The 26,918-nt window shown below is 72.5% G+C and carries 15 protein-coding genes and 1 pseudogene; 6 read left to right on the top strand and 10 right to left on the bottom strand.

The window, feature by feature from the left end; translation table 11 throughout:
• Nucleotides 1-8: 8 nt before the first annotated feature.
• Both ACFY2L_RS24610 and ACFY2L_RS24605 read left to right on the top strand, forming a co-directional pair.
• A complete protein-coding gene (locus ACFY2L_RS24610; RefSeq protein WP_390823389.1) occupies nucleotides 9-1,292 on the top strand; it encodes a VWA-like domain-containing protein in 1,284 nt (427 codons plus the stop codon).
• A gap of 58 nt (nucleotides 1,293-1,350) precedes the next feature.
• The gene (locus tag ACFY2L_RS24605) at nucleotides 1,351-1,572 is read left to right on the top strand and encodes a hypothetical protein (protein WP_390657513.1); all 222 of its coding nucleotides are present in this window, start codon (nucleotides 1,351-1,353) and stop codon (nucleotides 1,570-1,572) included.
• 393 nt (nucleotides 1,573-1,965) lie between these two features.
• Here ACFY2L_RS24605 and ACFY2L_RS24600 read toward each other — a convergent pair whose 3' ends face one another.
• Entirely contained in the window at nucleotides 1,966-2,115 is a 150-nt protein-coding gene (locus ACFY2L_RS24600) for a hypothetical protein (RefSeq protein ID WP_390823388.1), read from the bottom strand.
• Nucleotides 2,116-2,556: 441 nt separating this feature from the next.
• Between ACFY2L_RS24600 and ACFY2L_RS24595 the strand changes: the two genes are divergently transcribed.
• Nucleotides 2,557-4,392, top strand: a complete 1,836-nt coding sequence (locus ACFY2L_RS24595) for a glycoside hydrolase family 15 protein (RefSeq protein ID WP_390657511.1) — start codon at nucleotides 2,557-2,559, stop codon at nucleotides 4,390-4,392.
• A gap of 24 nt (nucleotides 4,393-4,416) precedes the next feature.
• On the opposite strand, the gene ACFY2L_RS24590 is transcribed toward ACFY2L_RS24595, so the two are convergent.
• The 5 genes and pseudogenes from ACFY2L_RS24590 to ACFY2L_RS24570 form a co-directional block, all read right to left on the bottom strand.
• Nucleotides 4,417-5,580, bottom strand: a complete 1,164-nt coding sequence (locus tag ACFY2L_RS24590) for a substrate-binding domain-containing protein (protein WP_390823387.1) — start codon at nucleotides 5,578-5,580, stop codon at nucleotides 4,417-4,419.
• A gap of 882 nt (nucleotides 5,581-6,462) precedes the next feature.
• Nucleotides 6,463-7,477: pseudogene (locus ACFY2L_RS24585) on the bottom strand (ABC transporter permease); the annotation flags it as partial.
• Entirely contained in the window at nucleotides 7,474-9,021 is a 1,548-nt protein-coding gene (locus tag ACFY2L_RS24580; RefSeq protein ID WP_390823386.1) for a sugar ABC transporter ATP-binding protein, read from the bottom strand. The pseudogene ACFY2L_RS24585 and the gene ACFY2L_RS24580, both read right to left, overlap by 4 nt.
• Before the next feature lie 45 nt (nucleotides 9,022-9,066).
• Nucleotides 9,067-11,952, bottom strand: a complete 2,886-nt coding sequence (locus ACFY2L_RS24575) for a SpoIIE family protein phosphatase (protein WP_390823502.1) — start codon at nucleotides 11,950-11,952, stop codon at nucleotides 9,067-9,069.
• 302 nt (nucleotides 11,953-12,254) lie between these two features.
• On the bottom strand, nucleotides 12,255-13,181 hold the full coding sequence (locus ACFY2L_RS24570; RefSeq protein WP_390823385.1) for a cyclase family protein: 927 nt from the start codon (nucleotides 13,179-13,181) through the stop codon (nucleotides 12,255-12,257).
• 178 nt (nucleotides 13,182-13,359) lie between these two features.
• Between ACFY2L_RS24570 and ACFY2L_RS24565 the strand changes: the two genes are divergently transcribed.
• Nucleotides 13,360-14,262 (top strand): amidohydrolase family protein, encoded by a 903-nt coding sequence (locus tag ACFY2L_RS24565; protein WP_390823384.1) that lies wholly within the window; start codon nucleotides 13,360-13,362, stop codon nucleotides 14,260-14,262.
• 227 nt (nucleotides 14,263-14,489) lie between these two features.
• Here ACFY2L_RS24565 and ACFY2L_RS24560 read toward each other — a convergent pair whose 3' ends face one another.
• Entirely contained in the window at nucleotides 14,490-15,845 is a 1,356-nt protein-coding gene (locus ACFY2L_RS24560; RefSeq protein WP_390823383.1) for a helix-turn-helix domain-containing protein, read from the bottom strand.
• 309 nt (nucleotides 15,846-16,154) lie between these two features.
• On the bottom strand, nucleotides 16,155-17,411 hold the full coding sequence (locus tag ACFY2L_RS24555) for a phosphatidylserine/phosphatidylglycerophosphate/cardiolipin synthase family protein (RefSeq protein ID WP_390823382.1): 1,257 nt from the start codon (nucleotides 17,409-17,411) through the stop codon (nucleotides 16,155-16,157).
• Nucleotides 17,412-17,906: 495 nt separating this feature from the next.
• On the opposite strand from ACFY2L_RS24555, the gene ACFY2L_RS24550 reads away from it, so the two are divergent.
• Complete coding sequence (locus ACFY2L_RS24550; protein WP_390823381.1) at nucleotides 17,907-24,284, top strand: RHS repeat-associated core domain-containing protein; 6,378 nt, start codon at nucleotides 17,907-17,909, stop codon at nucleotides 24,282-24,284.
• Between the two features lie 136 nt (nucleotides 24,285-24,420).
• Here the strand turns inward: ACFY2L_RS24550 and ACFY2L_RS24545 are convergent, their stop codons facing one another.
• Nucleotides 24,421-24,846, bottom strand: a complete 426-nt coding sequence (locus ACFY2L_RS24545; RefSeq protein WP_390657504.1) for a secondary thiamine-phosphate synthase enzyme YjbQ — start codon at nucleotides 24,844-24,846, stop codon at nucleotides 24,421-24,423.
• A gap of 85 nt (nucleotides 24,847-24,931) precedes the next feature.
• Between ACFY2L_RS24545 and ACFY2L_RS24540 the strand changes: the two genes are divergently transcribed.
• Nucleotides 24,932-26,029, top strand: a complete 1,098-nt coding sequence (locus ACFY2L_RS24540; RefSeq protein WP_390823380.1) for an NAD(P)-binding domain-containing protein — start codon at nucleotides 24,932-24,934, stop codon at nucleotides 26,027-26,029.
• A gap of 12 nt (nucleotides 26,030-26,041) precedes the next feature.
• Here ACFY2L_RS24540 and mltG read toward each other — a convergent pair whose 3' ends face one another.
• Nucleotides 26,042-26,896, bottom strand: a complete 855-nt coding sequence (gene mltG / locus ACFY2L_RS24535; RefSeq protein WP_390823379.1) for an endolytic transglycosylase MltG — start codon at nucleotides 26,894-26,896, stop codon at nucleotides 26,042-26,044.
• Between the last annotated feature and the right edge of the window lie 22 nt (nucleotides 26,897-26,918).

The following is a 26,918-nucleotide window of genomic DNA, read 5'->3' as shown; positions in this document are numbered from 1 at the left end:
GCCGGCCGATGACCGAGGACACGAGGGTCGAGGGCACAGGGGTCGAGGGCACTAGGGTCGAGGACGCGAGGGCTCCCCTGGACCGCGACAAGCTGTTCACCGCCCGGCTGCACGCCGCCCGGGCCCGGCCCTATCTGGCGACCGCGCTGTTCGCCCTGCACGTCGTGGAGTCGCGGCGGGTGCCGACGATGGCCGTCGACCGGCACTGGCGGTGCTATGTCTCACCGCCGTTCGTCGACCGGACCCCGGTGGAGGAACTGGCGGCGGTCTGGGTGCACGAGGTGTCGCACCTGCTGCGCGACCACCACGGGCGCAGCGACCGGGTGGCCCGCGAACGCGGCCTGACCGGCCCGGGCGAACGGCTGCGGATGAACATCGCGGCGGACTGCGAGATCAACGACGACGCGTACGGCGAGGGGCTGGTCCGGCCCTCCGGCGCCGTAAGCCCGGAGACCCTGAAGCTGCCCGAGGGCTGGCTGATGGAGGAGTACCTGCGCGCCTTCAGCCTGCGGCTGGACACACAGGACCTGGCCTGGCTGGACTGCGGCAGCGGAGCCGACGGGCTGGAGCGGGAGTGGGACCTGGGTCCCGACGGCGCGCACGGACTGAGCGAGCAGGAACGCGACGCGGTCCGCTTCCGGGTGGCGCAGGGCATCAACGGGCGTCCGGGGCACGCGCCCGAGCGGTGGCGGCGGTGGGCCGAGGAGGCGTTCCATCCGCCGCAGCCCTGGCGGGAGTTGCTGGGGGCGGCGGTCCGGTCGGCCGCGTCCGGCGCGGGCGCGGGTGAGGACTACTCGTACGGCCGGCCGTCGCGGCGCTCGGCCGGGGTGCCCGGTGTCGTCCTGCCGAGCCTGCGGCGGCGGCCGCCCCGGGTGTCCGTGATCATCGACACCTCGGGGTCGGTCAGCGACGCCGAACTGGGCAGCGCGCTCCTGGAGGTCGCCGCGATCTCCCGGGCCGTGGGCGGCCGGCGCGACCTGGTCACCGTGCTGCCGTGCGACGCGGCCGCCCGGATCGTGCACCCCCTGTGCCGGGGCGAGGGCATTCCGCTGATGGGCGGCGGGGGTACGGATCTGCGTACGGGCTTCGCCAGAGCGCTCCGGGCGCAGCATCGGCCCGACGTGGTCGTGGTCCTGACGGACGGTCAGACGCCCTGGCCCGCCTCACGTCCCCCGTGCCGTACGGTCGTGGGTCTCTTCCCCCGGCGGCGGGCCCGCTCCTGGCGGGAGGACGACCCGGACCACGTACCGGACTCCCCGCCCGACTGGGCGCGGGTGGTCGACATCGGGTGAGGGCCGCCCCGGCCGGGGCGGGGCTCACCGGCCCCCGGTCTGCTTCTACAGTGCGGGCATGGAGATCAGATGCTCGCAGTGCCAGGGCTTCGACCTGGAGCCGGGATTCGTCGAGGACTCCGGCGATCACTCCCGGGGATACGCCCGGTGGATCCCCGGAGCCCTGCAGCGGGGCATCCTGGGCAACGCCAAACGCTTCGGCCGGCCGCGCTTCCAGATAGACGCGCACCGCTGCCGTGCCTGCGGCCATCTGGAACTCTTCGCTCCGCACGAGGTCTGAGGCACGTCCAGAGCCGGCCCGTCGCGGCTCTCGCGGCGCGATCCGCCCCATGGCACGCTGATGTGACGTTCGTTCAGCAGTCGACGCACAGGGGGATCATGATGCCGGCCAGGGGTACGGCCGCGATGGCGGCGGTATGCGCGGCGGGTGTGCTGGCCCTGGCCGGGTGTTCCTCCGGAGACGGCCCGGAGGGCAAGGACGGTGGAAGCGGCGGCAGCACGCAGGGACCGGCGGCCACAGCTGTCTCTCGACGACACCGTCCTCCCCCGTCTCCTCGCCCTCCGCCTCCGCCCCGCCCCCGGGGTCTCCCCCGGCCTCCCCGTCCCCGTCGGTCCCGTCCCCCTCGGCCCCGGCGTCCGCGAGCCCCACGCCCGTGCCCGTCACCGGCCCGGATCAGCAGCTGGTGACCGTGGCCGTCACCGGTGGCTTCGCCGGGGTCCGCCAGGAGGTGGTCCTGCGGGGCGACGGCACCGTGCGCGTCACCGACAAGGGCGGGTCCGAGGTGCGCCGTACCACGGCGGCCCAGTTCAGGGAACTGCGCACGCTGCTAGGGGGTGTTTCGAAAGTCCTGTGCAGTGCCCGCGGTGTTCGGTGCGCGCCCTCGGCGTGCCGGACGAAGGCCCTCGTAGCGGAGCTACTTGGGTCTTCGGCCGGTGCGGCGAGGGTGCGTGCCGGGCGCCGCGGGTGCTGTGCGGGACTTTCGAAACACCCCCTAGGGGATCCGGAGCTGGCGGACGTCCCCTCGTTCACCAGGGACACGGGGGCGGCCGACATGTTCCAGTACACGCTCCGGTTCGACGGCCGTACGGTCACGACGGACCGCTCCGGCGAGGAGCCCGCGCTCGACCGCCTCATCGACGCCCTGGACGACTGGCTGCCGGACAGCTGACCCCGCGCACGTCAGGAAGCCCGTTCCCGGGCCCCCGGGGCCGATCCCGCCTAGGCTGGAGGTCTCGCCAGTGCGGTCGGGCCAGGGAGGCTGCGATGACCGATGCGTCGAGCGACCGGTTCACGCCCGCGGGCGGCCGCTATCTGCCGATCGCCGAGCACGGCCTCATCGGCGACCTGCGCAGTGTGGCCCTGGTGGGCACGGACGGCACGATCGACTGGTACTGCTGCCCCGCCTTCGACTCCCCGAGCGTCTTCGGGTCGATCCTGGACGCCGACCGCGGCGGATCCTTCCAGCTGGCGGCGTCGGTCCCCGCCCGCACCAAACAGTTCTACTTCCCCGACACCAATGTCCTGATCACCCGCTTCTTCACCGAGGACGGGGTGGGCGAGGTGCAGGACTTCATGCCGGTGACCGGCGGGGCCGCCGAGGCCGAGCGCCACCGGCTGATCCGGCGGGTGGTGTGCGTACGCGGCTCCGTCCCGTTCCGTACCCGGGTGGCCCCGCGGTTCGACTACGGCGCCCGGCCGCACACCCTGCGCCGGGACGGCGACCTGGCGGTCTTCGCCTCCGAGGGGCTGACCCTCTCCCTGACCTCCACGGTGCCGCTGGAGACCGACGGGCCGGACGTGTGCGCTGACTTCAAACTCTCCGAGGGCGAGTCGGCGGTGTTCGCCCTCGACCAGCTCGGCGGCGAGGTGGCACCGCGGCGGTGCGCGCACACCGAGGCGGACGAGCAGTTCACCGCCACGGTGGCGTACTGGCGGCGCTGGCTGGCGGCGTCCAGGTACCGGGGCCGCTGGCGGGAGATGGTGCACCGCTCCGCCCTCACCCTGAAGCTGCTCACCTACGCGCCCACCGGGGCGATCGTCGCGGCACCGACCACGAGTCTGCCCGAACAGCTGGGCGGCGGGCGGAACTGGGACTACCGCTACGTCTGGGTACGTGACGCCGCCTTCTGTGTGTACGCGCTGCTGCGGCTCGGGTTCAGCGGAGAGGCCGAGGCGTTCATGGAGTTCGTGACCCGGCACATCACCCCGGGCGACGGACGGCCGTCGGGGCCCCTGCAGATCATGTACGGCATCGACGGGCGCACGGATCTGTCGGAGACCGAACTCACCCATCTGGAGGGCCACCACGGCTCGGCCCCGGTACGGGTCGGCAACGCCGCCGCGGAGCAGCTCCAGCTCGACATCTACGGCGCGCTGATCGACTCCGTCTATCTGTACGACAAGTGGGCGCAGCCCGTCTCCAGCGACCAGTGGGACGACGTGTGCGCCCTCGTCGACTGGGTGTGCGACCACTGGGACCAGCCCGACGAGGGCATCTGGGAGACCCGGGGCGGCCGGAAGAACTTCCTGTACTCGCGGCTGATGTGCTGGGTGGCGATCGAGCGGGCCATCCGGATGGCGCACCGGCGCGGCCTGCCCGCCGACCTGCCCCGCTGGCAGGAGTGCCGCGACGCCATCTACCGGCGTATCCACACCCGCGGCTGGTCGGTGAACCGCCGCGCGTTCGTGCAGCACGAGGACGGGGACGTGCTGGACGCGGCGGTGCTGATGATGCCGCTGACCAAGTTCATCGCCCCGACGGACCCCAAGTGGCTGTCCACGCTCGACGCGCTGACCCAGGACCTGGTGTCCGACTCCCTCGTCTACCGCTACGACCCGCTGGCCAGCCCCGACGGGCTGCGCGGCGACGAGGGCACGTTCTCCATCTGCTCCTTCTGGTACGTCGAGGCCCTGGTGCACGCCGGCCGTGTCGACGAGGCCCGGCTGGCCTTCGAGAAGATGCTGACGTACGCCAACCATCTGGGCCTGTACGCCGAGGAGATCGGCCAGACCGGAGAGCAACAGGGCAACTTCCCGCAGGCGTTCACCCATCTGGCCCTGATCAGCGCGGCCTTCAACCTGGACCGGGCGCTGGGCTGACGGACCCGGCGGTCGCGGCGTGTGTCACCTGCCCCAGATCTGCCGGTACGTCTCCCGGTAGCCCGACGGGTCCCAGGTCGTGGCGCCGGTGCTGTTCTCCGCCGTGGCGATGTGGACGGGGGCCACGTACCCGCTGGCGGGACGGTCGGAGAAGGCGCGGTTGAACTCGTCGACGATCTGCCAGCCCTGCAGGGACAGCGGTTCGGGCACGGTGGCGGCCTGGTACTGCCGGTTGTTGACGCGTTGGAAGGCGGAGGGGTCGCCGTCGCCCGCGCCGATGTTGAAGGGCGGCCCGGAGCCTTTCTCACCGGCCGCGCGGAAGGCGGGGGCCGCGTCGGCGAAGTACAGGTCGTTGATGGCGACGGAGTGGGTCCACCTGCTGCCGAAACGGGCGAGGAGCGAGGAGATCTCCCGTGGGGTGCGGCTGCTCGCGTCCGGGATCGGGATGTTCTCCAGGGCGAGCAGCTTCACGCCGGAGCAGGTGGCGAGCTCCTTCCTGATCAGCTGGGACTTGTGCCTGGCGAACGGGATCGAGGCGTCCGTGATGAGGACGACCCCGGCGCGGCCGTGGGAGTGGGCGATGATCCACTGCGCGCTGATCGCGGCGACGTCGTCGACGCGGGTGGTGACGTTGGTGAAGAGCTCGGGCCGCCGGCTGGGGCCGGGCGCGGCGAGCGCGTGCCAGCCGACCAGCGGGATGCGTGCCTCGACGGCCCGCGCCACTTCCCGGGAGGTCGAGTTGGGGTCGAACCCGCCGATGACGATGCCCGAGGGCCGAAGGGCCACGGCCTCGCTCATCGCCGCCTGGATGCCGGCGGGGGTGCCTCCGCCGTCGATGACCCGGACGTTCCAGCCGATGACCCGCGCGGCTTCCCTGACCCCGTCCGCGGCGCCCGCGACTCCCGGGTTGGTCATGGTCTGGGCGACGTAGACGAGGGTCCTGCCGGACACCGCGGCGGGTCCGGTGGTGGGGCCGCCCCAGGGGACGTCGGTCTGCTCCGCCTGGACGACGGCGGCCTGGGCCCTGGCGTGGACGGCGGGGCAGCCGTTCGGGCCCGTGGGGGACTCCACCGGGTCGCCCGAGGAGCCGCGTTCGCATCCGGCGAGGACGGACACCGTGACCAGCAGGGCGCCGGAGGCGAGCCGTGCCCTGAGGACGCCGGGGGTGGCTCTGCGATTGCCGTGCACAAGAACTCCTCGCGGGGGAACGAGCGGGAGGATGATGCGGTCGAACGGGGCCGCGGACCTGCCGTCCACGCCATGAACCAACACCCGGCGCCCCCGGCCCACCGCCCCGGCCGAGGCCCGACGCCGACCGGGCCCCGGCCCCGGTCTCGGTCCGGCTCCCGGTCTCGGTCGGGATCCCGGTCGGGGCCCGAGTCTCGGTCCGTCTTCTATCGGCCCCGGTTTCGATCCGGGCACCGATCTCGATCACGGTCCGGGTCCCCGTCCGGCTCCCGGTCCCGGCCCCACGTCTCGGTCTTGGTGTGGGTCCAACTCCGACTTCCGGTCCGGCTTTCGGACCCGATCCGGGTCCCAGTCCGGTTCCCGATCCTGGTCGGGGCCCGAGCCTCGGTCTGGCTCGCGGCCCCGGCCTCGATCCGGGTTGCTTTCCGGCTCCCGGCCCCGATCTCGCGCCCACCCCGTCCGGCATGCGCCGCGCGGACACCCCGAGCGCGGCGAGCTTGCTCCCCGGGGCCTCCAGGGGTTCCGCGGTCGCCCGGGGTCCGGCCGCGGCGGCCCAGGTCCAGGTCTCGGTCCCGGTCGGGGGCCGAGTCGAGTCTCGGTCCGGCTCCCGGTCTCGGCCCAGGTCCGGCCCCGGCCCCGGCCCCGGCCCCGGCCCGAGTCTCGATTCGGGTCCCGGTCCGGCTCCCGATCCGGTTCCCGGTCCCTGCCGGGGTCCCGGTCTCTGCCGGGGTCCGGGTCCCGGTCCCTGTCCGGCTCCCTTTCCCGGTCCCTGTCCGGCTCCCTTTCCCGGGCCCGGGCCCGGGCCGACTCCCGGGTCCGGTTCTGGGGTGGGCGGTGGTTCGGGGGGCGGGGTGGGGGGTGTGTCGTGGGGTGGGGCGGTGTCGCCGCGGAGCCTGCGGCGGGCGGCGTAGCCGGCCAGGCCGACGGCGATGAGCAGGGTGCCGCCGTAGAACAGCGGAACCGTCCAGAAGTCGGCGCCCAGCTGTCCGATGCCGGTGAGACCGACGGCGAGGACGGCGACGGCCACCAGGGTGCCGAGGGCGTTGGGCCGGCCGGGTTTGATCGCCGTGGCGCCGAGGAGGGCGCCGGCGAAGGCGGGGAGCAGGTAGTCGAGGCCGACGCTGGGATTGCCGAGCTGCTGCTGGGCCGCGAGCAGTACCCCGGCGCACCCGACGATCAGGCCCGACGCGGCGAAGGCGTAGACGGTGTACCTGCGGGTCGGGATGCCGACGAGATCGGCCGCGCGCGGGTTCGAGCCGACGACGTACAGGTACCGGCCGAGGGGCAGCCGCTCCAGCGTCAGCCAGAGGACGGCCGTGAGGACGAGGACGTAGAAGGCGGGCACCGGAAGGCCGAGGAGCGTGGAGTCGTAGAGGTCGGTGAAGGCGGCCGGGAGGCCCTGGGGCCCGGGGACGATCCGGCTGCCGTCGGTGACCCAGCCGGTGACGGCGTACAGCATGCTGCCGGTGCCGAGGGTGGCGATGAAGGAGTCGATCCGGCCGAACTCGACGATGACGCCGTTGAGAACGCCCACGACCGCCCCTCCGGCGATCACCGCGAGACAGGCGAGCGGCCAGGGCCAGCCCTCGTGGACGACGAGCTGCATCACCATGACGTGGGCGAGGCCGAGGGCGTAGCCGAGGGAGAGGTCGAACGCGCCGGTCACGATGGGGACCATGGCCGCGAGCGCGAGGATCGCCGGGATGGACTGGGTGGACAGGATCGAGTCGACGGTGTCCAGCGTGGGGAACGTGCGCGGCAGGGCGAGGGAGAAGACCAGGACGAGCAGGGCGGTGAGGGCGAGCAGGCCGTAGGCGCCGACGAGGTGCCCGCCGGGCCTGCGCGGCCGGGCCCGGGACGCCGGTGCCGCCGAGGGGGAGGAGGGCGGGGTCCTCATGGGGCCGTCCCGGCCGGGGAAGGGGGCATGGCCGAGGCCGCCCGGGTCAGCTCGGCGACCGTGAGGGCCGCGCCGCTCAGCTCGGCCGTGACGGTCCCGCGGACGAAGACCAGGGCGCGCCGGCACACGCCCGCGATCTCCTCGAAGTCGGTGGAGATCAGCAGGACCGCGAGGCCCGCGGCCAGCGCCTCGTCGAGCAGGCGGTGGATCGCGGCCTTGGCGCCGACGTCCACGCTCGCCGTCGGCTCCTCGAGGATCAGCAGCCGCAGGCCCGCCCGCAGCCACCGGCCGATCATGACCTTCTGCTGGTTTCCGCCGGAGAGGACCGCGAGGGGGACCTCGCTGTCGCGGGGGCGCACCGAGAACCGCTCGATCAGGGCGGTGGCCTCGGCCCGTTCGCGGCGGGGGCTGATCCAGTGCGGTGCCGGCCGGCCGCCCGCGCCGGGGTTGGCGAGGAGGTTCTCCCGGACGGTCAGCTCGGCGAGGCAGCCCTCGCGCAGTCTGTCGCCGGGCACGAGGCCGACGCCGAGTCGTACGGCGTCGGCGACCGTGCCGGGGCGGTACGGCCGCCCGCCCAGCCGCGCGTCCCCGGCGAGCAGCGGCCGGGAGCCGGCGAGGGCCCGGCCGAGGTCCAGGTGTCCGGCGCCCGAGAGGCCGACCAGGCCGAGGGCTTCACCGGCCCTCAGTTCCAGGCTGACGGGTCCCGTGCCGGCGGTCCGCACGGCGTCGAGGGCCAGCAGGGCCGGTCCGAAGGGGACGGCCGTGGCGGGGCGGTGGCCGGCCGGTTCCGCTCCGACGATGTCGTGCACCAGGCGGGCGGGGCTGTGCCCCGCCAGCGGGCCGTGACTGACGAGGCGCCCGTCGCGCAGGACGGCGAAGGTGTCGGCGACCTCGTACACCTCGTCCAGGCGGTGACTGACGTAGAGGACGGCGTGCCCCCGGTCGCGCAGCTCGTGCAGGACGCTGAAGAGCCGGGCGCAGTCCGGGGCCGGGAGGCGGGCGGTCGGCTCGTCCAGGACGAGGAGCCGGGCGCGGGAGGCCAGGGCCCGGGCGATGGCGACCAGGGACCGCTCGGCGGGCGCGAGCCGGGCGACCGGGGCGTCGGGGTCGAGCTGCGCGGCGACGGCGTGCAGGGCGTCGGCGCTGCGCTCGCGGGTGCGCCGCCAGGAGATCAGTCCGGCGCGGCGCGGATATCCGGTGCTCAGGGCGATGTTCTCGGCGACCGTCATCCACTCCACAAGACCGAGGTCCTGGTGGATGAAGGCCATGGAGCGGGAGGCGGCGTGGCTTCCCAGGGGGTGCCCGTCCACCGTGATCCGTCCCGTGTCGGCGTGGTGGACGCCGGCGAGCACCTTGATGAGGGTGGACTTCCCGGCGCCGTTGGGGCCGAGGAGGGCGAGGGCGCTGCCGGCGTGGACGTCGAGGTCGACCCCGGCCAGCGCGAGGGTCCCGCCGAACCGCTTGCCGAGCCCGCGGATACGGACCAGGGGCTCCGACGCGAGGGGCGCGGCCGCCTTCGCAGACCGGTCGGGAGCGTCACGCATGAGCTGATCCTATAGGGATCATTCATGCTATTTCAGGCATTTGCCTCACACGCCGTCGAGCCCGCACTCGGCCCAGATGGCCTTGCCCTGCGGGAGGTAGCGCGTGCCCCAGGTCCGGGAGAGCTGGGCGACGAGGAAGAGACCGCGTCCGCCCTCGTCGGTGCTGGCCGCCCGGCGCAGGTGCGGGGCGGTGTTGCTGCTGTCGGAGACCTCGCAGATCAGGGTGCGCTCGTACAGCAGCCGTACCCGGATGGGCCCGGCGCCGTGCCGGATGGCGTTGGTGACCAGCTCGCTCAGGATCAGCTCGGCGGCGAAGGCGGCCTCGTCGAGGCCCCAGTCGGCCAGTCGGCGGAGGGCGGAGGCGCGGACGTCCCCGACGAGGGCCGGGTCGGCGGGCAGCTCCCAGGTGGCGATCCGGCCCGGGTCCAGGGCGTGGGTGCGGGCGACGAGCAGGGCGATGTCGTCGCACGGGTGGGCGGGCGCCACGGCGTCCAGGATCGCCTGGCAGGTGTCCTCCGGTGTGCGCTCCGGGTGGTGTGCCAGGGTGCCGCGCAGCTGGTCGAGGACCACGTCGACGTCGCGGTGCCGGTCCTCGATGAGGCCGTCGGTGAAGAGGACCAGCTGGCTGTCCTCGGGGAGATCGACTTCGACGGCGTCGAAGGGCAGTCCCCCGAGGCCGAGCGGAGGCCCGGCGGGCAGGTCGGGATAGACCACTTTGCCGTCGGGGCGGACCAGCGCGGGCGGCGGGTGGCCGGCGCGGGCCATGACGCACCGCTGCGCGGTCGGGTCGTAGATGACGTACAGACAGGTAGCGCCGATGATGCCGGCGCCCTCTCCGTCGGGGTCCTCCCGGTCCAGGCGCCCCACCAGGTTGTCGAGGTGGACAAGGACCTCGTCCGGCGGGAAGTCGAGTTCGGCGAAGCTGCGGGCCGCGGTGCGCAGCCGGCCCATGGTGGCGGCGGAGAGCATGCCGTGGCCGACGACGTCGCCGACCAGGAGGCCCGTGCGGGCCCCGGAGAGGGGGATGACGTCGTACCAGTCGCCGCCGACGTCGGCCTCGGCGGGCAGATAGCGGTGGGCGACCTCGACGGTCTCCTGCTCGGGCAGCCCGTGCGGGAGCAGCCGGCGCTGCAGGGCCAGGACCATGGCACGTTCGTGCGTGTAACGCCGGGCGTTGTCGATGGACAGGGCGGCGCGGCCGGCCAGCTCCTGGGCCAGCGAGCGGTCGTCGTCGCCGAACGGGACGGGTTCCTGGGCGCGGTAGAAGCTGACGACGCCCAGGACGACGCCGCGGGCCACCAGCGGTACCGCGATGAGGGAGTGCACATGGGCCAGCAGCTGTCCGGCGTACTCGGGGTCCTGGGCGAGCCAGCCCGCGGCGCTCGTCAGGTCCGGTTCGAGCACCGCCTGCCCACTGGTGAGCGAGCGCCGCTGCGGCGCGGTCGGGCCGAAGCCGGGCCGCTTGCCGACCGGCGTGAAGGGGAGGTCGTCGCGGATGCCGTGGACCACGGTGCGGCACAGGTCGCCGACGGGGTCGGCGGCCTCCTCGCCGCGCAGCACGGCGTCGGGCAGGTCGACGGTGACGTAGTCGGCCAGGCGCGGGACGGCCGTCTCGGCGAGCTCCTCGGCGGTGCGGCGCACGTCCAGGGTGGTGCCGATACGGGCACTGGCCTCGGACAGCAGCTCCAGGCGGCGCCGCGCGGCCAGGGCGTACGCCCCCACCTGCGGCTCCCCCAGCAGGACGAGTTCTCTGGCCGGGGGCTGCGGTCCGGGCGAGCCGTTCGCCACGCCGTCGGGGCCGTGGGCGGTGACGCCGTCGCCGTCGGCACCGCCCCCGTCCGGCGCCGCGAGGGCGACGGACCCGGCCCCCGGGGCGACGGACCCTGCCCCCGGGGCAACGGAACCGGCCCCTGGGGCGACGGCGAGCCGCGCGAGCCGCGAGACGGCGGCGGCCACCGCGGAAGGCTCGGCGGGCAGGCCCGGAAGCTCGGCCTCCCGGCCGGGGACGACCAGGGGCTCGGCGGGTGAAAGACCCGGGAGGACGGCCTCGATGGCGACGCCCTCCACCCCCGAGGCACTCGTCATCGGGCGGCTCACGAGCGTGACACGGCGGCCGCCCGGCAGGTGCACGTCGACGGCGGCCCGCTGCGCGTGCGAGATCAGCTCGGCCGCCTTCTCCATGAGGACCGCCCGGTCACCGGCGGGCAGGTCGAGGGCTCCCCCGGCCGTCGCACGGCCGCCGCGCCCGCCGGCGGCGGCGGTCTGCGCATCGGTGGCGAGATACGCCCTCAGCAGGGCGCGTTCGCGCGCGGAACTCTGCCCCAGCAGCCGCCGCTCCATGGCCCTGGCCGCCCTGCGGATCACATCGCCCAGCGCCGGGTTCTCGAAGCCGCGGGGGTAGCCGAAGCACAGGACGCCCTCGATGCGCCCGCTGAGCGGGTCACGGACGGGCAGCGCCACGCACGCGTTCGCCTGGGAGCGTTCCGCGAAGTGCTCGGCGCCGTAGACGCGGATGAGCTGCCGTTCCGCCAGGGCGAGGCCGATGCCGTTCGTACCGGCGTGCTGCTCGGCGAACACGAAGCCCGGGACCCGCTGGATCGCCGGAAGCCGGAGCGCCAGGGACTCCTCGCCGAAGCGGCGCAGCAGGACCGTGCCGTCCGCGTCGGCGACGGAGATGTTGACCTGACTGCCGGAGAACAGGGACTGCAGACGGTCGAGCACCGGCACGGCCGCGCGGACGATCCGGCCGTCCGCCTCGAAGTCCTCATGGAAGGGGAGGTCGGACTGGTCCGGCGAGAGCCCGAGGGACCGGCAGCGCTGCCAGGAGCCGAGGATGGACGGACGAACCCCCTGGTCGACCGCCTCGCCCTGCAGAAAGCGCTCACGGAAACGCGTGGGCCCCGTGCCGTCCGGCACCCGGCCCGCCGCCATCCGTTCGCTCCCGGACTGCACCACGTTCCGCCTCACTCGCGCCCGCGCCCATCACTCGCGTATAAGAATTCTTTGATGATGAATCCGACATTGACGAGGATACGGACATACGGGTCATGAGTCATGGCCTCCCCCCTCCGCACGGCGGCGGGGAGGGGGCCGGAGGGCGGCCGGCCGGACGCCGGCGTCATGCGTCGGCGGGCTCGGGCGCCGTCGGGCTTCGTCGGGTGTCAGGCCTCGGGTACCGGGTGTCAGCCGTCCGTCACCAGTCGGGCGGACGCCGGCCGCGCGACCGCGTCCCGTCACAGGACCGCGACCGGGCTGACCGGTGACCCGGTACCGCCCGGGATGTTCAACGGCGTCACGACGAACAGGAACGCGTGCCGCCCCGCCTCGGCCGTCTCCGCCGCGAGGGCCTCCAGGTCGAGGTTGTCCAGCAGCGGCACCCCCATCGCGGCGACGGCCAGGACATGGACGGGCGAGTGCACGCCGGGCACGGGCGAGGGCCGCACATCGCTGTCGCCGTCGCTGCCGAGCAGCGCGACACCCCGCTCGGCCAGCAGGGGCAGGGCGTCCACATGGAAGCCCGCGCTCGCCGCGCCGGAGTCCCAGGCGCCGAGTTCGGCACGGCGGCGGACGTGTCCGGTGCGCAGCAGCACGGCGTCGCCCTCCCCGATCGTCACGTCGAGCGCCTTCTCCGCCGCGACGACGTCCCGGGCGCGCACCGCCTGTCCAGGGTCCAGCCAGCGGACCCCCAGGACGGCGGGGAGGTCCAGCAGCACACCCCTGGTCACCAGGGGCCCGAGCGCGGACACCGCGCCGAAGCGGGCACCGGCGGCGTCGACGACGTCCCGCGCGGTCCGCCCGCCGTAGAGCCGCCCCCGATAGGCGACGTGGCACAGCGCGTCCAGGTGGGTGACGGCCTTGCCGTGGTGCTCGACGGCGACGAAGTCCTTGTACGTGGCGGGCTCGGGGCTCTCCACGTCACCGAGGTCGGTCATGTGGTGCAGGGCCGGTCTGGGGTTGTCGGGGCCGGGACGGGTGTTCCAGGCGAGCGCCATCGGGACGACCGTCCCGGACCGCACCGCGGCCGTGGCCCGCCGCACACGGTCCTGGGTCACCCGGTTCCAGGCGCCGCGCTCGGCCCGGTCCCAGCGGCCCCAGGTGCGCACCGCGTCGAAGAGGGCGTCGAACTCCCGGCGGGAGACGGCCGGCCCGTTGCCCGACATGGCTCCAGCGTGGCATCCGCCCGGCGTGTGCGCAGGACGGGTCGGGCCGGAGGGGGTGGACGGGGAGGGAGGGGGTGGACGGGGAGAGGGGGGACCGCGAGATCCTGGGTGCGGAAGATGTCCGGGGCACACCGCGCGCCTTGCGGGGCGAGGCGTCGGGCACGGCGGGAGGAGCGTCATGACCAGCGTCGACGTGCACCAGCATCTGTGGACCCCTTCGCTGGTGGCGGCCCTGCGGGCCCGGCGCGAGCCGCCGTACCTCGACGGCTGGACCCTCTTCCTGGACGGAGAGCCGCCCTACGACGTCCCGCCCGCCGACCACGACGTCGCCTGGCGTGCGGACCTCGCCGCGGCCGACGGCCTCGGCCGGGCGCTCGTGTCGCTGTCCGCCCCGATCGGCGTGGAGTGGCTGCCCGCCGCCGAGGCCCGGCCCCTGCTCGACGCCTACCACGCCGGCGCGGCCGCACTGCCCGAGCCGTTCGGCGCCTGGGCCGCCGCCTGCGTACGGGAGGTCGACGCGGACACGACGGCCAAGGAGCTGGACCGCGGGTTCGTCGGTCTCCAGCTCCCGGCGAACGCCCTCGCCGACGCGGCGGGGTACGCGCACTGCGCCCCGCTGCTCGACCTGCTGGAGGAGCGCGGGCTGCCGCTCTTCGTGCATCCGGGGCCCGCGGCCGCCGGCGGGTCCGAGGGTCCCGGGTGGTGGCCCGCGATGGTTCCCTACGTGCAGCAGATGCACGCCGCGTGGTTCGCCTTCAAGGCCTTCGGCCGGCCCCGGCATCCGCGGCTGCGGGTGTGCTTCGCGCTGCTGGCCGGGCTCGCGCCGCTGCACGGGGAGCGCTTCGACGCCCGGGGCGGACCGCGGGAGAAGGCCGATCCGGACGTGTTCGTCGAGACCTCCTCCTACGGTCCGACCGCCGTCGACGCGGTCGTGCACGCTCTCGGCGTGGACGCCGTCGTCCAGGGCTCGGACCGGCCCTACGCGCGGCCGCCGCGCCACCCCGGCTTCGGTCTGGGCGGAGCCGCGGCATACGCCTTCCGCATCGCGAACCCGCGGCGGCTGCTCACGGGAGAGGAGTGACCCCGGCCCGGGAAGCCCAGCGCGCCTGACGGCCGGTCACTCGTCGGAAAGACGCATCTGCTGGAGATCGCGCCGGACGCGGCGGCGCCGCGCCCTGATCGCGCTGCCGTTCGCCGAACAGGAGTGGTCCGGTCGCCGCCTTGGCCCACCTCGGCTGCGGAGCGATCGTCGGGGGCTTCCGCCCTGCCCGTACGAGAGCCACACGGCACGAAGACGGGACCGGGTCGTCACCCGGCGAGCAGGCCGGCGGCCGCTTCGGAGGGCTCCGAGTCCTTGAGCTCCGTCACCCTGAGCGCGTGGACCACGTCGGGGAGGCCGGTGCCCGTGGTGAGCAGGTCACGCTTCAACAGCCGTTCCGCCGTACGCAGCCGTGCGCGCACGGTGTTGCGGCTCAGGCCGAGGCGGACGGCCGTCCGCTGTGCGTCCGTGTTGGCGTCGATCCAGGCCGCCAGGGTGGCGTACACCTCGTGGTACCGGTCCTCACGGAGGGGAAGCAGGAAGGCGTCGGCCCAGGCGACGGCCGCAGCGGTGCGCAGGAGTTCGTCCAGGGCGGGTGCCCTCGGCGGGACCACGAGGGCGGGGTCCGGTTCGGCGCCCGCGAGGGACAGGGCGAGGTCGAGCGCGGCGCGTGTGCGTACGTCCCCGAGGTCCACTTGGAGCGCGGCCTCGGCCTTGCGGCAGTGCGCGGTGACCGTGGTGCGGCTGATGCTCAGCAGGCGGGCCACGGCCGTGCGGGGGAAGGCGACGGCCAGCCGGGAGATGTCCACGGTGGGCTTGGGCACATCGCGCAGCGGCGCCGTGAGCGCTTGCGCCCAGGCCCGGCCGGCGGCTCGGGGCAGCGCCTCGGCCAGCGAGGACTGCCGTCGGTAGGCGGCCACCCGGCCCGGTGAGCTGCGGGCGACGGCCAGGGCGTGCACGGCCTCGCCGTACGCGGAACCCGTCGCGGAGAGAGGGTGGAGGCGGCTGATGCCGAGGGCGTACCCGGGGTTGTCGTCCACGAGCCGGCGCAGCATCTCACCCTGCGCCGGGGTCTCGCCCGGATCGGCGGACTCGGGGACCAGGCAGATGAGGTGCTCGTCGAAGGCCGGGCAGTGCGCCATCAGCCCCAGCCCGTGGTAGCCGGAGGAGTCCAGATGGGATCTGACGAGCCGGTCGCGGTCGGCCGGCCGGCAGTGCAGCAGATGGACCCGTACCCGCTCGGAGTCGAGCAGCGGCGGGACCTGGCCGGTCGTCATCCTTCGCGCAAGGGTGACGTCGCCGGTCATCAGGGCCGTGAGCACGGCGAAGCGCAACTGCCGGGCCTTGCCCTCGTACTCGCGCCTGCTGCTGTCGGCGGTCATCGCGCGCCCCATCAGGTCGAGGAGCCCGCCGGCCTGCGACGCCAGGGCCGCGGCCTCGGCCGGCAGCGAGGCCGTGCTCACCGTGACGAGAACCGTGCGCGGCGTATACGGCCCGAAGCCCTCCAGCCGGACTTCTCGACCGTCCAGGTAGGCCGTGGAGGCCGCGAGACGTCCCGCGGTCACCTTCGACAGGGGCTCCGCGAGCGTCGTCAGCATGGTCAACGGGAATCCGGCGGTCGGCACGGCGGCACCTTCCCCGGGCACCCATGCCATGTCTGCCCCGATCCGCGAGGCCACCCATGCGAGCACCTCGTCCGGGCACGTCCGACGCCGCACCAGCCGCAGGAGCGCGTCGAGATCCTCCCGTCCCCCCACCGTCCGCACAGCCCGTCTCACCCTTCCGGTACGGCCACCTCTTGCCCGACCGCACTTTACGACACCTTTACCGGATGCATGGCTGAGGGGTACCGGATGCACAGGTTCAGGTCACGGGAGGCTTCGGCGGTCCGCCCCGCGCCCCGGCGGGGCGGACCGCCTTCTCGGTGCCGCCCCTCACACGCCCTTGCAGGCGGGTGTGTCGTCGGCGGTGCCGGGGACGGCGGCGGCCGTCACCGCGCTGAAGTTGGCGGCGTACTGGTCGTGGACGGCCGTGTTGTCGATCTTCAGCAGCGCCTCGTCGTTCTCCCGCAGGGCGGGGCCCGAGTAGTTGTGACTGCCCGTCCACACCAGCTTGTTGACGGTGCCTGCGTACTTGCCGTCGATCAGCAGGTACTTCGAGTGCACCGTGGAGTTCGTGGTCGTGGAGTCGTTGTCCTCGTCGTGGTTGTAGCAGCGGACGGTGGGGCCTCCGGCCGTGTGCAGAGTCTCCCAGGTTCCGGGGCTGCCGGTGCTCGCGGCGCTGTCCGACTCGGCGTAGACGATCTGGACGTCACAGCCCGCCTTCTTCAGGGCCACGAGCTTGTCGGCGACCCCCTGCCGCGTGATCTTCAGTACGGCCACCCGGACTTTGCTGCGCAGGGTCGTGCCGCCCTCGGTCCAGGTGCAGGTCACCTCGTCGAGGATGTTCCAGATGGTGTCGGAGCTGTTCCCGGTGCCCGGTACGTAGGGATAGAAGTACGCCTTGTACGGGGAGAACGTGGCCGTGGTGTAGGACCACGAGTCCCAGTCCTGGGCCGCGAGCTTGCCGAAGTAGGACCGGTAGGCGGTGTAGATGCCGGTGTTCTGGAGGAGTACGGCGTCGTTGGCCATACGGCTGTACTGAGAGGGCGTCAGGTTCGACGAGGTCTGGACGACCAGGTTCGACGCCCCGTCGACCTGGGAGAACAGGAAGAACTTGTTGTGGTTGATGGACGCGCCGTTGGCGGGGTCGCCCAGGCAGGCCCGGCCCTGCGGGCACAGTCCGACGAACGAGCTCTGCGTGCGGTCGGTGCCCAGGGCGTCCCGCAGAATCCCGTAGGACGGGTTGGACGGGTTGCTGCTGACGCTGGTGGAGTCCAGCAACACCCGTACGCGGACCCCCCGTTCGGTGTGCGCCGCGGCGAGGGCGCGGGCGATCGTCTCGTCCCACATGTGGTACAGCGCGACGGTTATCTCGGAGTCCATCGCGGCCGAGTCGACGAGGCTCAGGATCCGAAGCCGTATCGCCTGCTGCTCCTGGGTGGTGCCGTCCGGGTCGTTGAAGACGGTGCTGATCTCCGGCAGCGCGGCGGCCGCCTCGGGAGCGTTCATCGCCTGCAGGCCCGTCGCCAGCAACAGGGCACTGAGGACGGTGGCGGACTTGCGTGGTCTGAAGCGCGACGCGACGAGCATGGCTTCCCCTCCCCGCCAGAAGTCGGCGCGAGCGGAAGGCCGTTCGCCGGCATCCCGCGTGCGTCCCGGAGTTCTGGCGTTTCGCTGATCTCTGACGTGACCGCTGGATCTTGTCAGATGTGAATGCCGACAGGCAGGGACGAGACGGTGGATCGCGGCGAACCCGGTCCGCCGGGGCCGGGCGACTCGCGCGGTCTGTGCCCCTTTGGCCCCCCTTCGCGCCCGCCGCACTGGTCACCTTGCACGGTCCGGAGCTGAATCTGGCCACCGTGCACAGTGGCCGGACGGCAGGCCTCCCCTTAGCGTGCGCATGACGGGCCCCCAGGTCAGTGCCCTGTACCGGTCGTTGCGGCCGCGCCCCCGACGGCATTGCCGCCTGTGGACATCGCGCGGCCGCCCCTGATCGCGGGGTCGGCACACGACACGGCCACCCGGGGGCGACGACCGGTGGACAACGGCGCCGGTGACGGGTTGTCGATGTGGGATAGGAGCCTCGTGAGACCTTTTCGTTCGCGAACTCTCGCTGCTCTGGTCAGCAAGGGAATGCTGGCCGGGTTGCTCTCGGTGGTGGTGTTCGCGCCCGGCGCGGCCGTGGCCCTGCCGGACGGCAGGAAGCCGAGCGTGCCGTCACGGGCACTGGACTCCCCGGTGCCTCAGCCGGCGGAGCCCACCCTGACCGAGGCGCCGAAGGTGTCGTGGCCCGAGGCGGGGAGGGAGACCGTCGACTTCGGCGCGGTGCCGGCCGCACGGCGTGCCGCGCGCCCGGTCGCCGGCGAGGTGTCCGTGGTGTCGGTCCGTGAGACCGGCGCCGGGAACCGGTCGGCGGGCGGGGCGCCCGCCAAGGTGGATGTCGAGGTCCTGGACCGCGGGAAGGCCGAGGCGGCCGGTGGTGTCGGCCTGGCGCTGAGAGTGGCCCGCAAGGACGGAGGGGAGACCGCCGGGAAGGTCGACGTCTCCATCGACTACTCCGGTTTCGCCCACGCCTACGGCGGTGACTTCGCGGGCCGGCTGCGCCTGGTGAGGCTGCCCGCCTGCGCCGCCACCACCCCGGAGCTGGAGCGCTGCCGTGACGGCGAGGACGTCGCGGCGGTCAACGACACCGAGGCCGGCACGCTGACCGCGACCGTGGAGGCGGCCCCCCAGGTCGAGCGGCTCTCCGGGATGGCGGCCCTGTCCGAGCCCGCGGTCTACGCGGTCGCCTCCGGGGCGTCGTCCGACGACGGCGACTACCGTGCCAGCACGCTGTCGCCCACCGGCAAGTGGGACGTGTCGCTCGGCTCGGGCGCCTTCACGTACTCGGTGCCGGTCGAGGTTCCGGAGCCGCCGATGGGCGAGGCTCCCGGCCTGTCGCTGAACTACAACTCGCAGTCGATCGACGGCCGTACCTCCGCGTCGAACAACCAGGCGTCGTGGACCGGAATGGGCTGGGACCTGAACGCCGGCGGCTTCATCGAACGGCGCTACAAGAACTGCACCCTGGACGGCCACCCGACCTTCGGTGACCTGTGCTGGGACTCGCCCAACTCCTCCGCCGAACCCTCGGGTGCCGTCTACGTCATCAACCTGGACGGGCTCTCCTCGGAGCTGGTGCAGGACAAGACCGGTGACGGCTCCTACCACGTCAAGGACGACCCGGGCTGGCGGGTGCAGCGACTCACCCATGACGCCGACGACTGGTCCAAGGACTACTGGGTCGTCTCCCACCAGGACGGCACCCGTCACTACTTCGGCTGGGGCACCTCCCAGCGCACCGGCGCCGCGACCCACTCGACCCTGCGGGTGCCCGTGGTCGGGGACGACACCGGCGAGCCGTGCCACGGGCAGTACCCCGAGCCGTGCCAGCAGACCTGGCGCTGGAACCTGGACCGGGTGGTGACGGCCAACGAGGTGGAGAACGCCTACTTCTACGAGAAGGACAAGAACCACTACCGTTCGGTCGCCGCGGCCGACAAGGCCCGTTCCTACGACAGCGCCGGTTACCTGACGCGGATCGAATACGGCTGGTCCTCACAGATCGCGGGCGCGCAGCTGCCGGCGAAGGTGGAGTTCCAGACCCTCAACCGGTGTGTGGAGCGGATGGAGGAGAAGGACCCGCTCGACAACACCACCCCCGACTGCCCGACCATCGACGCCAGGCCTGCGTCGTACCCGGACGTGCCGGTGGACCTGATCTGCGACGGTCCCGAAGACGGCGAGTCCTGCGCGGGCAAGACGTACTATCCGACATTCTTCCAGCGCAAGCTGCTGTGGGACATCAAGACCTATGTCCGCGACAACGACGCCGCGGACTGGGACCTGGTCATGCAGTACCAGATGAAGTACGCGCTCATGAACCCGTCCGGCTCGGTCGGCGCGCAGCTGTGGCTGGACTACGTCCAGCGCCGCGGCTACGCGGGCACCGACGTCACCCTCCCCACCCTCAACTTCAACGGGGAGTGGCAGGACAACAAGGTCGGCGACGGTGAGCTGAACTTCCGCCGGGTGAACAAGGTGTTCACGGACACGGGTTCGACGATCACCGCGACCTACGGGCACGCCACGGACAGCGACGGCGCGGTGTCCCGCCAGTGCGACGAGAACAACCCGCCATCACAGTCGGGCAACGCCTTCGAGTGCTTCTGGCAGAAGTGGACGCCGGAGGGCAGCGAGACGGAGAGGACCGGCTGGTTCAAGAAGTTCGTCGTCACCAAGGTCGTCGTCGACCCCGGGGACCTCGCCGAGGGCAACCCGTCGATGACCACGACCTACCAGTACGACGGCGCGCCCGGCTGGCGCTTCACCGCCGACCCGCTGGTCGCCGACGAGGACGAGAGCTGGTCCGAATGGCGCGGCTACGGCCGGGTCCTGGTCACCACCGGCGCCGGCACCAACAGGCACTCCACCTACCACTGGCTCTACCGCGGACTCGACGGCGACCGCACCTCCAAGACCGATGCCTCGCAGACCCGTTCGGTGAACGTCACCGACTCCGAGGACGTGAAGTGGAAGGACTCCGCCTGGCTGGCGGGAAAGACTCTGGAGACCTCCACACGCGACCACGACGGAAAGTCCCAGCAGCGGCAGTGGCACAAGTACTGGGTGCACACCACGGCCCAGTACACGGGTCTGCCCGACGCGCGCTTCGTGCGTGAGACGGAGGTGCGCACCCTGGACAAGGTGCACACCTCGACCGACTCCGACACCTCCACCTGGCGCGAGCACGTGACCCAGTACGAGTACGAGGACTCCGAAGCCGCCAGCGGCACCTTCGGCCTGCCGCTGCGCACGGACGAGTGGGGGGCGACCGGGGTCTCCGACAACCACTGCACCGAGTACGGGCGCGCGTACAACACCGGTACGCTCGACTCGACCGGCGCGCGGCGCTGGATGGTCTTCCCGGACGACGAGCGGCACTACACCGTCTCCTGCACCACCCAGGCGGAGGATCAGGCGAACGGCCAGGACACCCTGCACCAGGACCGGCGCAAGGTGACCTTCTACGACGGCGCGACCTCCTTCGACGAGAACGACACCAAGCTCAGCGACGGGAACGCGACCCGGATACGCACCCACACGGGCGCCGCCGCCTACCGCACCACGCGGGCCGAGTACGACGCGGCCGGACGCACCGTCAAGGCATGGGACGGCAGGAACAACCTGACGACCACGACGTACACCCCGGCCACCTCGTGGCCCCTCGACGGTGTGGCGACGACCACCCCCGACCCGGACGGGACCGGTGGTGCCGGCCCCATGACCACGACGGAGTACATCTCCCGGCACTTCGGCCAGCCGTGGAAGGTCGTCGACGTCAACGGCCGCACCAGCCGCGTCGTGTACGACGCCGTCGGCCGTATGTCACAGGTCTTCAAGCCCACCGAGGCGGCCGACTATCCCGACGGGAAGCCGTCGATGCGGTTCGCCTACAGCATTCCGACGGCGGCCTCCGCGACCGGGGTACCGGACGTGGCGACCGGCGCGGCGATGAAGGTCACCTCCGAAACCCTCCAGTCCGGCTCCTCGTACATCAAGTCGGTCGGCTACTACGACGGACTGGGGCGGGCCCGGGAGACGCAGACACCGGCCCCGTCGGGAACCGGCCGGCTGGTCACCGTCACCCGCTACGACTCGTCGGGGAACGTCGCCGGCACCTCCTCGGCGTTCCACAACTCCGCCGACGCCGGATCCGGCCTGGTGAACCCGGCCGTCGCCGACATTCCGTCGTACACGGACGTGGTGGCCGACTGGGCCGGGCGCACGACCCTGTCGCAGGTCCAGGTGAAGGGAGTGCCGCAGGAGGCCGGGAAGAACGTCACCCGCTACCTGGGTGCCGACCTGGTGACCGAGTTCCCGCCGGTGGGCGGCTCCACGGACACCTACACCGATGTCTACGGGCAGAAGGTGCGCCTGGTGGAGCACATCGGCGCCGAATCGCTGACCACCCGTTACGAGTACACCCGAAGCGGTCAGCTCAAGTACATCCACGACTCCCGGGAGAACACCACTCACTACACCTACAACTGGGCCGGTGAGCGCGTCACCGCGGACGACCCGGACGCGGGTGACTCCACGGCCGTGTACGACGACAACGGCAACCTGAGCGTGACGACGGACGGGGCGGGGAGGGTCCTGACCCGGGAGTACGACACGCTGAACCGGCTGAAGAAGACGCTCGAGGGGAGCACGGTGGTCGAGGCCCTGGCCTACGACTCCGCCGAGGGCGGCAAGGGCCTGCTCGCCTCCTCCACCACCCACTCGGGCGGCAAGGCGTACGTCTCCAAGGTCGACTCCTATGACGCCAGGGGCAGGATCACCTCCAAGTCGGTGACCGTGCCGGACGACGGTTCCGGACTGAACGGCACCTACACCTTCGGCTACGGCTACGACGCCGCCGACCACCTGACCTCCGTCGCCCACCCGGCCGTCGGCGGACTCCCCGCGGAGACCGTCACCACCGGCTACACCTCGCAGGGCCGTGTCGACTCGCTCACCGGCGGTCTCGGCACCTACCTGGCGGGCACCGCTTACGACGACCACGGCCGTGTGACCTCACGTTCGCTGGGGACGGCAGGCAACGGCACCTCCGTGACCCGGGCCTACGCCTACGACGACGCCAACGGCAGCGGCTGGCTCAAGAACATCACCACGAGCACCCTGACGGCAGGCGTCACCCGGAAGATCCAGGACGACACACTGACCCACGACAACTCCGGACAGGTCACCGCCGCCCGGGAGAACGTCGCCGGCCAGCAGGAATGCTTCCGCTACGACGACCTCAACCGTCTCACGGACGCCTGGACCACGGCGTCGACGACCTGCGCCGCCACCCCGGCATCCGACTTCACGGGTCCGGATCCGTACCAGGTGAAGCACACCTACGACCGGCTGGGCAATCTCCAGTCCGTCACCGACACCACAAGCTCCGGGAGCACCACGAAGGACTACACCTACCCCGGTTACAGCGCGGACGAGCAGACGTACACGCCGGACCGGCCCCGGCCGCACGCCGTCGGCAGGGCCGGCGACGACAGCTTCTCCTACAACGACGCCGGACAGATGACGAGCCGGACCGTCAAGGGCGTCTCCTCCGTTCTGGAGTGGAACGGCCAGAACAGGATCAGCAGGATCACCCAGGACAAGCCGACCGGCGACGAGGTCTCGGCCTACGTCTACGACGCCGACGGCAACGTCCTGCTGCGGACCTCCCCGACGGAGAACGTGCTCTACCTCGACGGACACGAGGTGCACCGGGCACAGGGCGGGACACCGAAGGCGACCCGGATGTACGCGGCGAACGGCACCTCGGTCGCCCTGCGCGTCGCGGACGGCTCGGCGAACGGCACCCTGACCTGGCTGCTGGGCGACACCCAGTCCTCCACCAGTCTGCTGATCAGCATGGCCGGCGTGGTGACGCGCCGCCGCTACAAGCCCTTCGGCGAGAACCGCAGTGACAGCGGCGTGCTGCCGTCCGGGACGGACCGGGGCTTCCTCGGCAAGCCCGAGGACGACGGCACCGGGCTGTCGCTGCTGGGCGCCCGGATGTACGACGCGGCACTGGGCCGGTTTCTCAGCTCCGACGAGATGGCGGACCCGTACGACCCGCAGGGCCTGAGCGCGTACACCTACTCGCTCAACAACCCGGTGAACTACGTCGACGAGACGGGACTCTCCTCGAAGGCCGTCAACGCGGTCAAGCGGGCCGCCCGGGCCATCGCGAACAGGGCCAAGGAGGCCGGCGCACGGGCCGCCACGCACCGCAGGTTCGTCGCCGCACGGGACCGGGCGGGCGAGATCAGCAGCAGGGTACCCATCGACGTGGGGCCCTACGAGATCGTCGCCATCTTCGCGACCGGAGGACCGCCGAAGCTGCGCATCAGCAGTGACAGCGACCTCGTCGCGGACCTTCGCTTCGAGGACCACTTCAGGAAGTTCCGGCGGATCATCCAGAAGCTGGTCAGGGACAAGGGAATGGGCGCGACCGGTCTGGCCGGCCACTACGACAAGAAGCACTCCAGGCGGAACGACTGGGAGAAGGCGTGGGAGGGCCTGACCGACGTGACCGGGTACCTGACCGCGGGCATCTACGGAGGCCGCCCGTCCAGCCTGGCCCTCGGTTCCTACGACCTCGACTACGAGATCCTCGGACTGAGCTGCTACAGGTCCACGTCGGAATGGGACAACGGCGGCATGAAGGCCTCGGTCGAGGTGACCGTGACCAACAAGATGACGGTCGAGTCGGCGACCCGGTCACTGTCCGACGCCGGTTACGAGAAGGGCGAGAGCAATGCCGTGATGAAGGGGCTGTCGGACGCGGCGAAGAGTCTCTTCCCCGACGGGCAGCAGCCCATCGAGGTCGAGATGACGTGGACGGAGGACGTGTACGTGCCCAACTGACGGCGCGGCCGTCACGGCGTGCTCGTCCTCGACCGACCGGTGGCCCGGGGATCTGTACGTGAGGCGGTGAGGAGGCGGCGCAGCCGCCGGGCACCGGGCCCGCGGGCCGACGCACGCCGTCGGCCCGCGGGCCACGTCACTGACCGAGGAAGCTCAGTCGCACCTGGCGGTCGGGATTGTCCTTGTTGGTGTCCACCAGGCACACCGACTGCCAGGTGCCCAGTTCCAGCCTCCCGCCCACGACCGGCAGGGTCGCGTGGGGCGGGACGAGGGCCGGGAGGACGTGGTCGCGGCCGTGGCCGGGGCTGCCGTGGCGGTGCTGCCAGCGGTCGTCGGCCGGGAGCAGGGTGTGCAGGGCGGCGAGGAGGTCGTCGTCGCTGCCGGCGCCGGTCTCGATGACGGCGATCCCCGCGGTGGCGTGCGGGACGAAGACGTTCAGGAGGCCGTCCCGGCCCCCGGCGGCCTCCCGCAGGAACGCCTCGCAGTCATGGGTGAGATCGACGACCCGTTCCCGGGTGCCGGAGGCGACGTGCAGTACTCGGGTGGTGAACGCATCTGACATGCCCCCATCCTGACCCACACGCCGGGTTCCACACCCGCTGCGCGGCCCGGGGAAGATCCGCCCGGCCCACACTGTTGGTGGAAGCGTGAACGAAACACGTGAGGTCGAGGTGGTCGTCATAGGTGCCGGTCAGGCGGGTCTGGCCGGCGCCTATCACCTGCGGCGCACCGGCTTCGAGCCCGAGCGTGACTTCGTGGTGCTGGACCACGCGCCCGGTCCGGGCGGCGCCTGGCAGTTCCGGTGGCCCTCCCTGACGTACGGCAAGGTGCACGGGATGCACGCGCTGCCGGGCATGGAGCTGACGGGGGCGGATCCGGCGCGGGCCTCGTCCGAGGTGATCGCCGAGTACTTCGACGCCTATGAGCGCGCCTTCGGTCTGCGGGTTCGGCGGCCGGTGGACGTGCGTGCCGTGCGCGAGGGGTCCGGGGGCCGGCTGCTCGTCGAGACGTCCGCGGGCAGGTGGGCCCCGCGCGCCCTGATCAATGCCACGGGGACCTGGGACCGGCCGTTCTGGCCGCGCCGTCCGGGCCAGGAGACCTTCCGCGGACGGCAGTTGCACACCGCGCGGTACCCGGGTCCCGAGGCGTTCGCGGGGCGGCGGGTCGTCGTGGTGGGCGGGGGCGCGTCCGGTACCCAGCATCTGCTGGAGATCGCGCCCCACGCCGCGGCCACGACGTGGGTGACGCGGCGGCCGCCCGTCTTCCGCGAGGGGCCGTTCGACGAGGAGGCGGGCCGTGCGGCGGTCGCGCTGGTGGAGGAGCGGGTGCGGCGGGGACTGCCGCCGAGGAGCGTCGTCTCCGTGACGGGGCTGCCGCTGAACGACGCGATCCGGCAGGGGCTGGCGGACGGGGTCCTCGACCGGCTGCCGATGTTCGACCGGATCACTCCTGAGGGTGTGGAGTGGAACGACGGGCGGCGCGTCGAGGCCGACGTCATCCTCTGGGCGACGGGTTTCCGGGCCGCCATCGACCATCTCGCGCCGATGCGGCTGCGCGAGCACGGCGGCGGGATCCGGATCGACGGCACCCGCGCGGTCGCCGACCCGCGGATCCATCTGGTCGGCTACGGACCCTCGGCCAGCACCATCGGCGCCAACCGGGCCGGCCGCGCGGCCGTGCGGGACATCGGACGGCTGCTGGCCGGGGGCACCGGGGAGCCGGACCGGGAGCCGGTCGCCGCCTGACGTCCCGTCACGTCACCCGGTCGCCTTCGGCGCCGGGCTCCGCTGGTTCCGGTTGAACTCCGCGACGTTGCGCTGGTGCTCCTGGAAGTTCGCGGTGAACCGGGTGTCGCCCGGCTTGACCGTGACGAAGTACAGCCAGTCGCCGGGGGTGGGGTCGATGGCGGCGCGCATCGCCTCCTCGCCGGGGTTGTCGATCGGCGTCGGCGGCAGGCCCATGCGCTGGTAGGAGTTGTAGGGGCTCTCGATCCGGGTGTCCCGCTCCGTGGTCCGCACCGTGGAGCGGTTCAGGGCGTAGTTGATGGTGGAGTCCATCTGCAGCGGCATGCCGCGCTCCAGCCGGTTGAAGACGACCCGGGCCACCTTCCCCATGTCCGCCTTGGTGGCGGCCTCCGCCTGGACGAGGCTGGCGATGGTGACCGCCTGGTAGACGTTCATCGCGTTGCGCTGGGCGCCGGCGGCGATCGGTGCCCTGTTGAACTTCTTGTTCGCCGTGTCGACCATGGAGGCCAGCAGCGCCTCCGGGGTCGGTTTCTTGTCCAGCGGATACGTCGCCGGGAAGAGGTAGCCCTCGGGGTTGCCCTCGGCGTCCTCCGGCAGCTTCAGGGCGGCCTTGGGCAGCGCCTTCCTGGTGGTGCCGGCGGGCAGGGCGAGGGCCTTGTCGACGGCCTGGTAGATCTGGCCGGCGCGCCAGCCCTCCGGAATGACCAGGGTGGCCGGTTTCCTCGGCGCCTCCTTCTCCGTCCGCTCCGGGCTCAGCAGCGGCACCGCCACGGCGGTACCGGCCACGACGGCTCCGGTCGCGACGAGGGCGAGACGGCCCCGGCGCGTCAGTCGAATCGTGCTCCGTGGCGGAGTGTTCTTCTGCATGCGGGCACGGTAACTCCCACAT

This window comes from Streptomyces sp. NPDC001381, assembly GCF_042895685.1.
Classification (GTDB): Bacteria; Actinomycetota; Actinomycetes; order Streptomycetales; family Streptomycetaceae; genus Streptomyces.
Note: the sequence above shows the minus strand (reverse complement) of the source record. Positions and strands in the feature narration are given on the sequence as shown.

Bases quoted from the DNA above. Each gene is read 5' to 3' on its own strand.
- mltG (WP_390823379.1), bottom strand. From the start codon at position 26,896: ATGCAGAAGAACACTCCGCCACGGAGCACGATTCGACTGACGCGCCGG.
- ACFY2L_RS24580 (WP_390823386.1), bottom strand. From the start codon at position 9,021: ATGCGTGACGCTCCCGACCGGTCTGCGAAGGCGGCCGCGCCCCTCGCG.
- ACFY2L_RS24545 (WP_390657504.1), bottom strand. From the start codon at position 24,846: ATGTCAGATGCGTTCACCACCCGAGTACTGCACGTCGCCTCCGGCACC.
- ACFY2L_RS24605 (WP_390657513.1), top strand. From the start codon at position 1,351: ATGGAGATCAGATGCTCGCAGTGCCAGGGCTTCGACCTGGAGCCGGGA.
- ACFY2L_RS24610 (WP_390823389.1), top strand. From the start codon at position 9: ATGACCGAGGACACGAGGGTCGAGGGCACAGGGGTCGAGGGCACTAGG.
- ACFY2L_RS24595 (WP_390657511.1), top strand. From the start codon at position 2,557: ATGACCGATGCGTCGAGCGACCGGTTCACGCCCGCGGGCGGCCGCTAT.
- ACFY2L_RS24555 (WP_390823382.1), bottom strand. From the start codon at position 17,411: ATGCTCGTCGCGTCGCGCTTCAGACCACGCAAGTCCGCCACCGTCCTC.
- ACFY2L_RS24565 (WP_390823384.1), top strand. From the start codon at position 13,360: ATGACCAGCGTCGACGTGCACCAGCATCTGTGGACCCCTTCGCTGGTG.
- ACFY2L_RS24570 (WP_390823385.1), bottom strand. From the start codon at position 13,181: ATGTCGGGCAACGGGCCGGCCGTCTCCCGCCGGGAGTTCGACGCCCTC.
- ACFY2L_RS24575 (WP_390823502.1), bottom strand. From the start codon at position 11,952: ATGGCGGCGGGCCGGGTGCCGGACGGCACGGGGCCCACGCGTTTCCGT.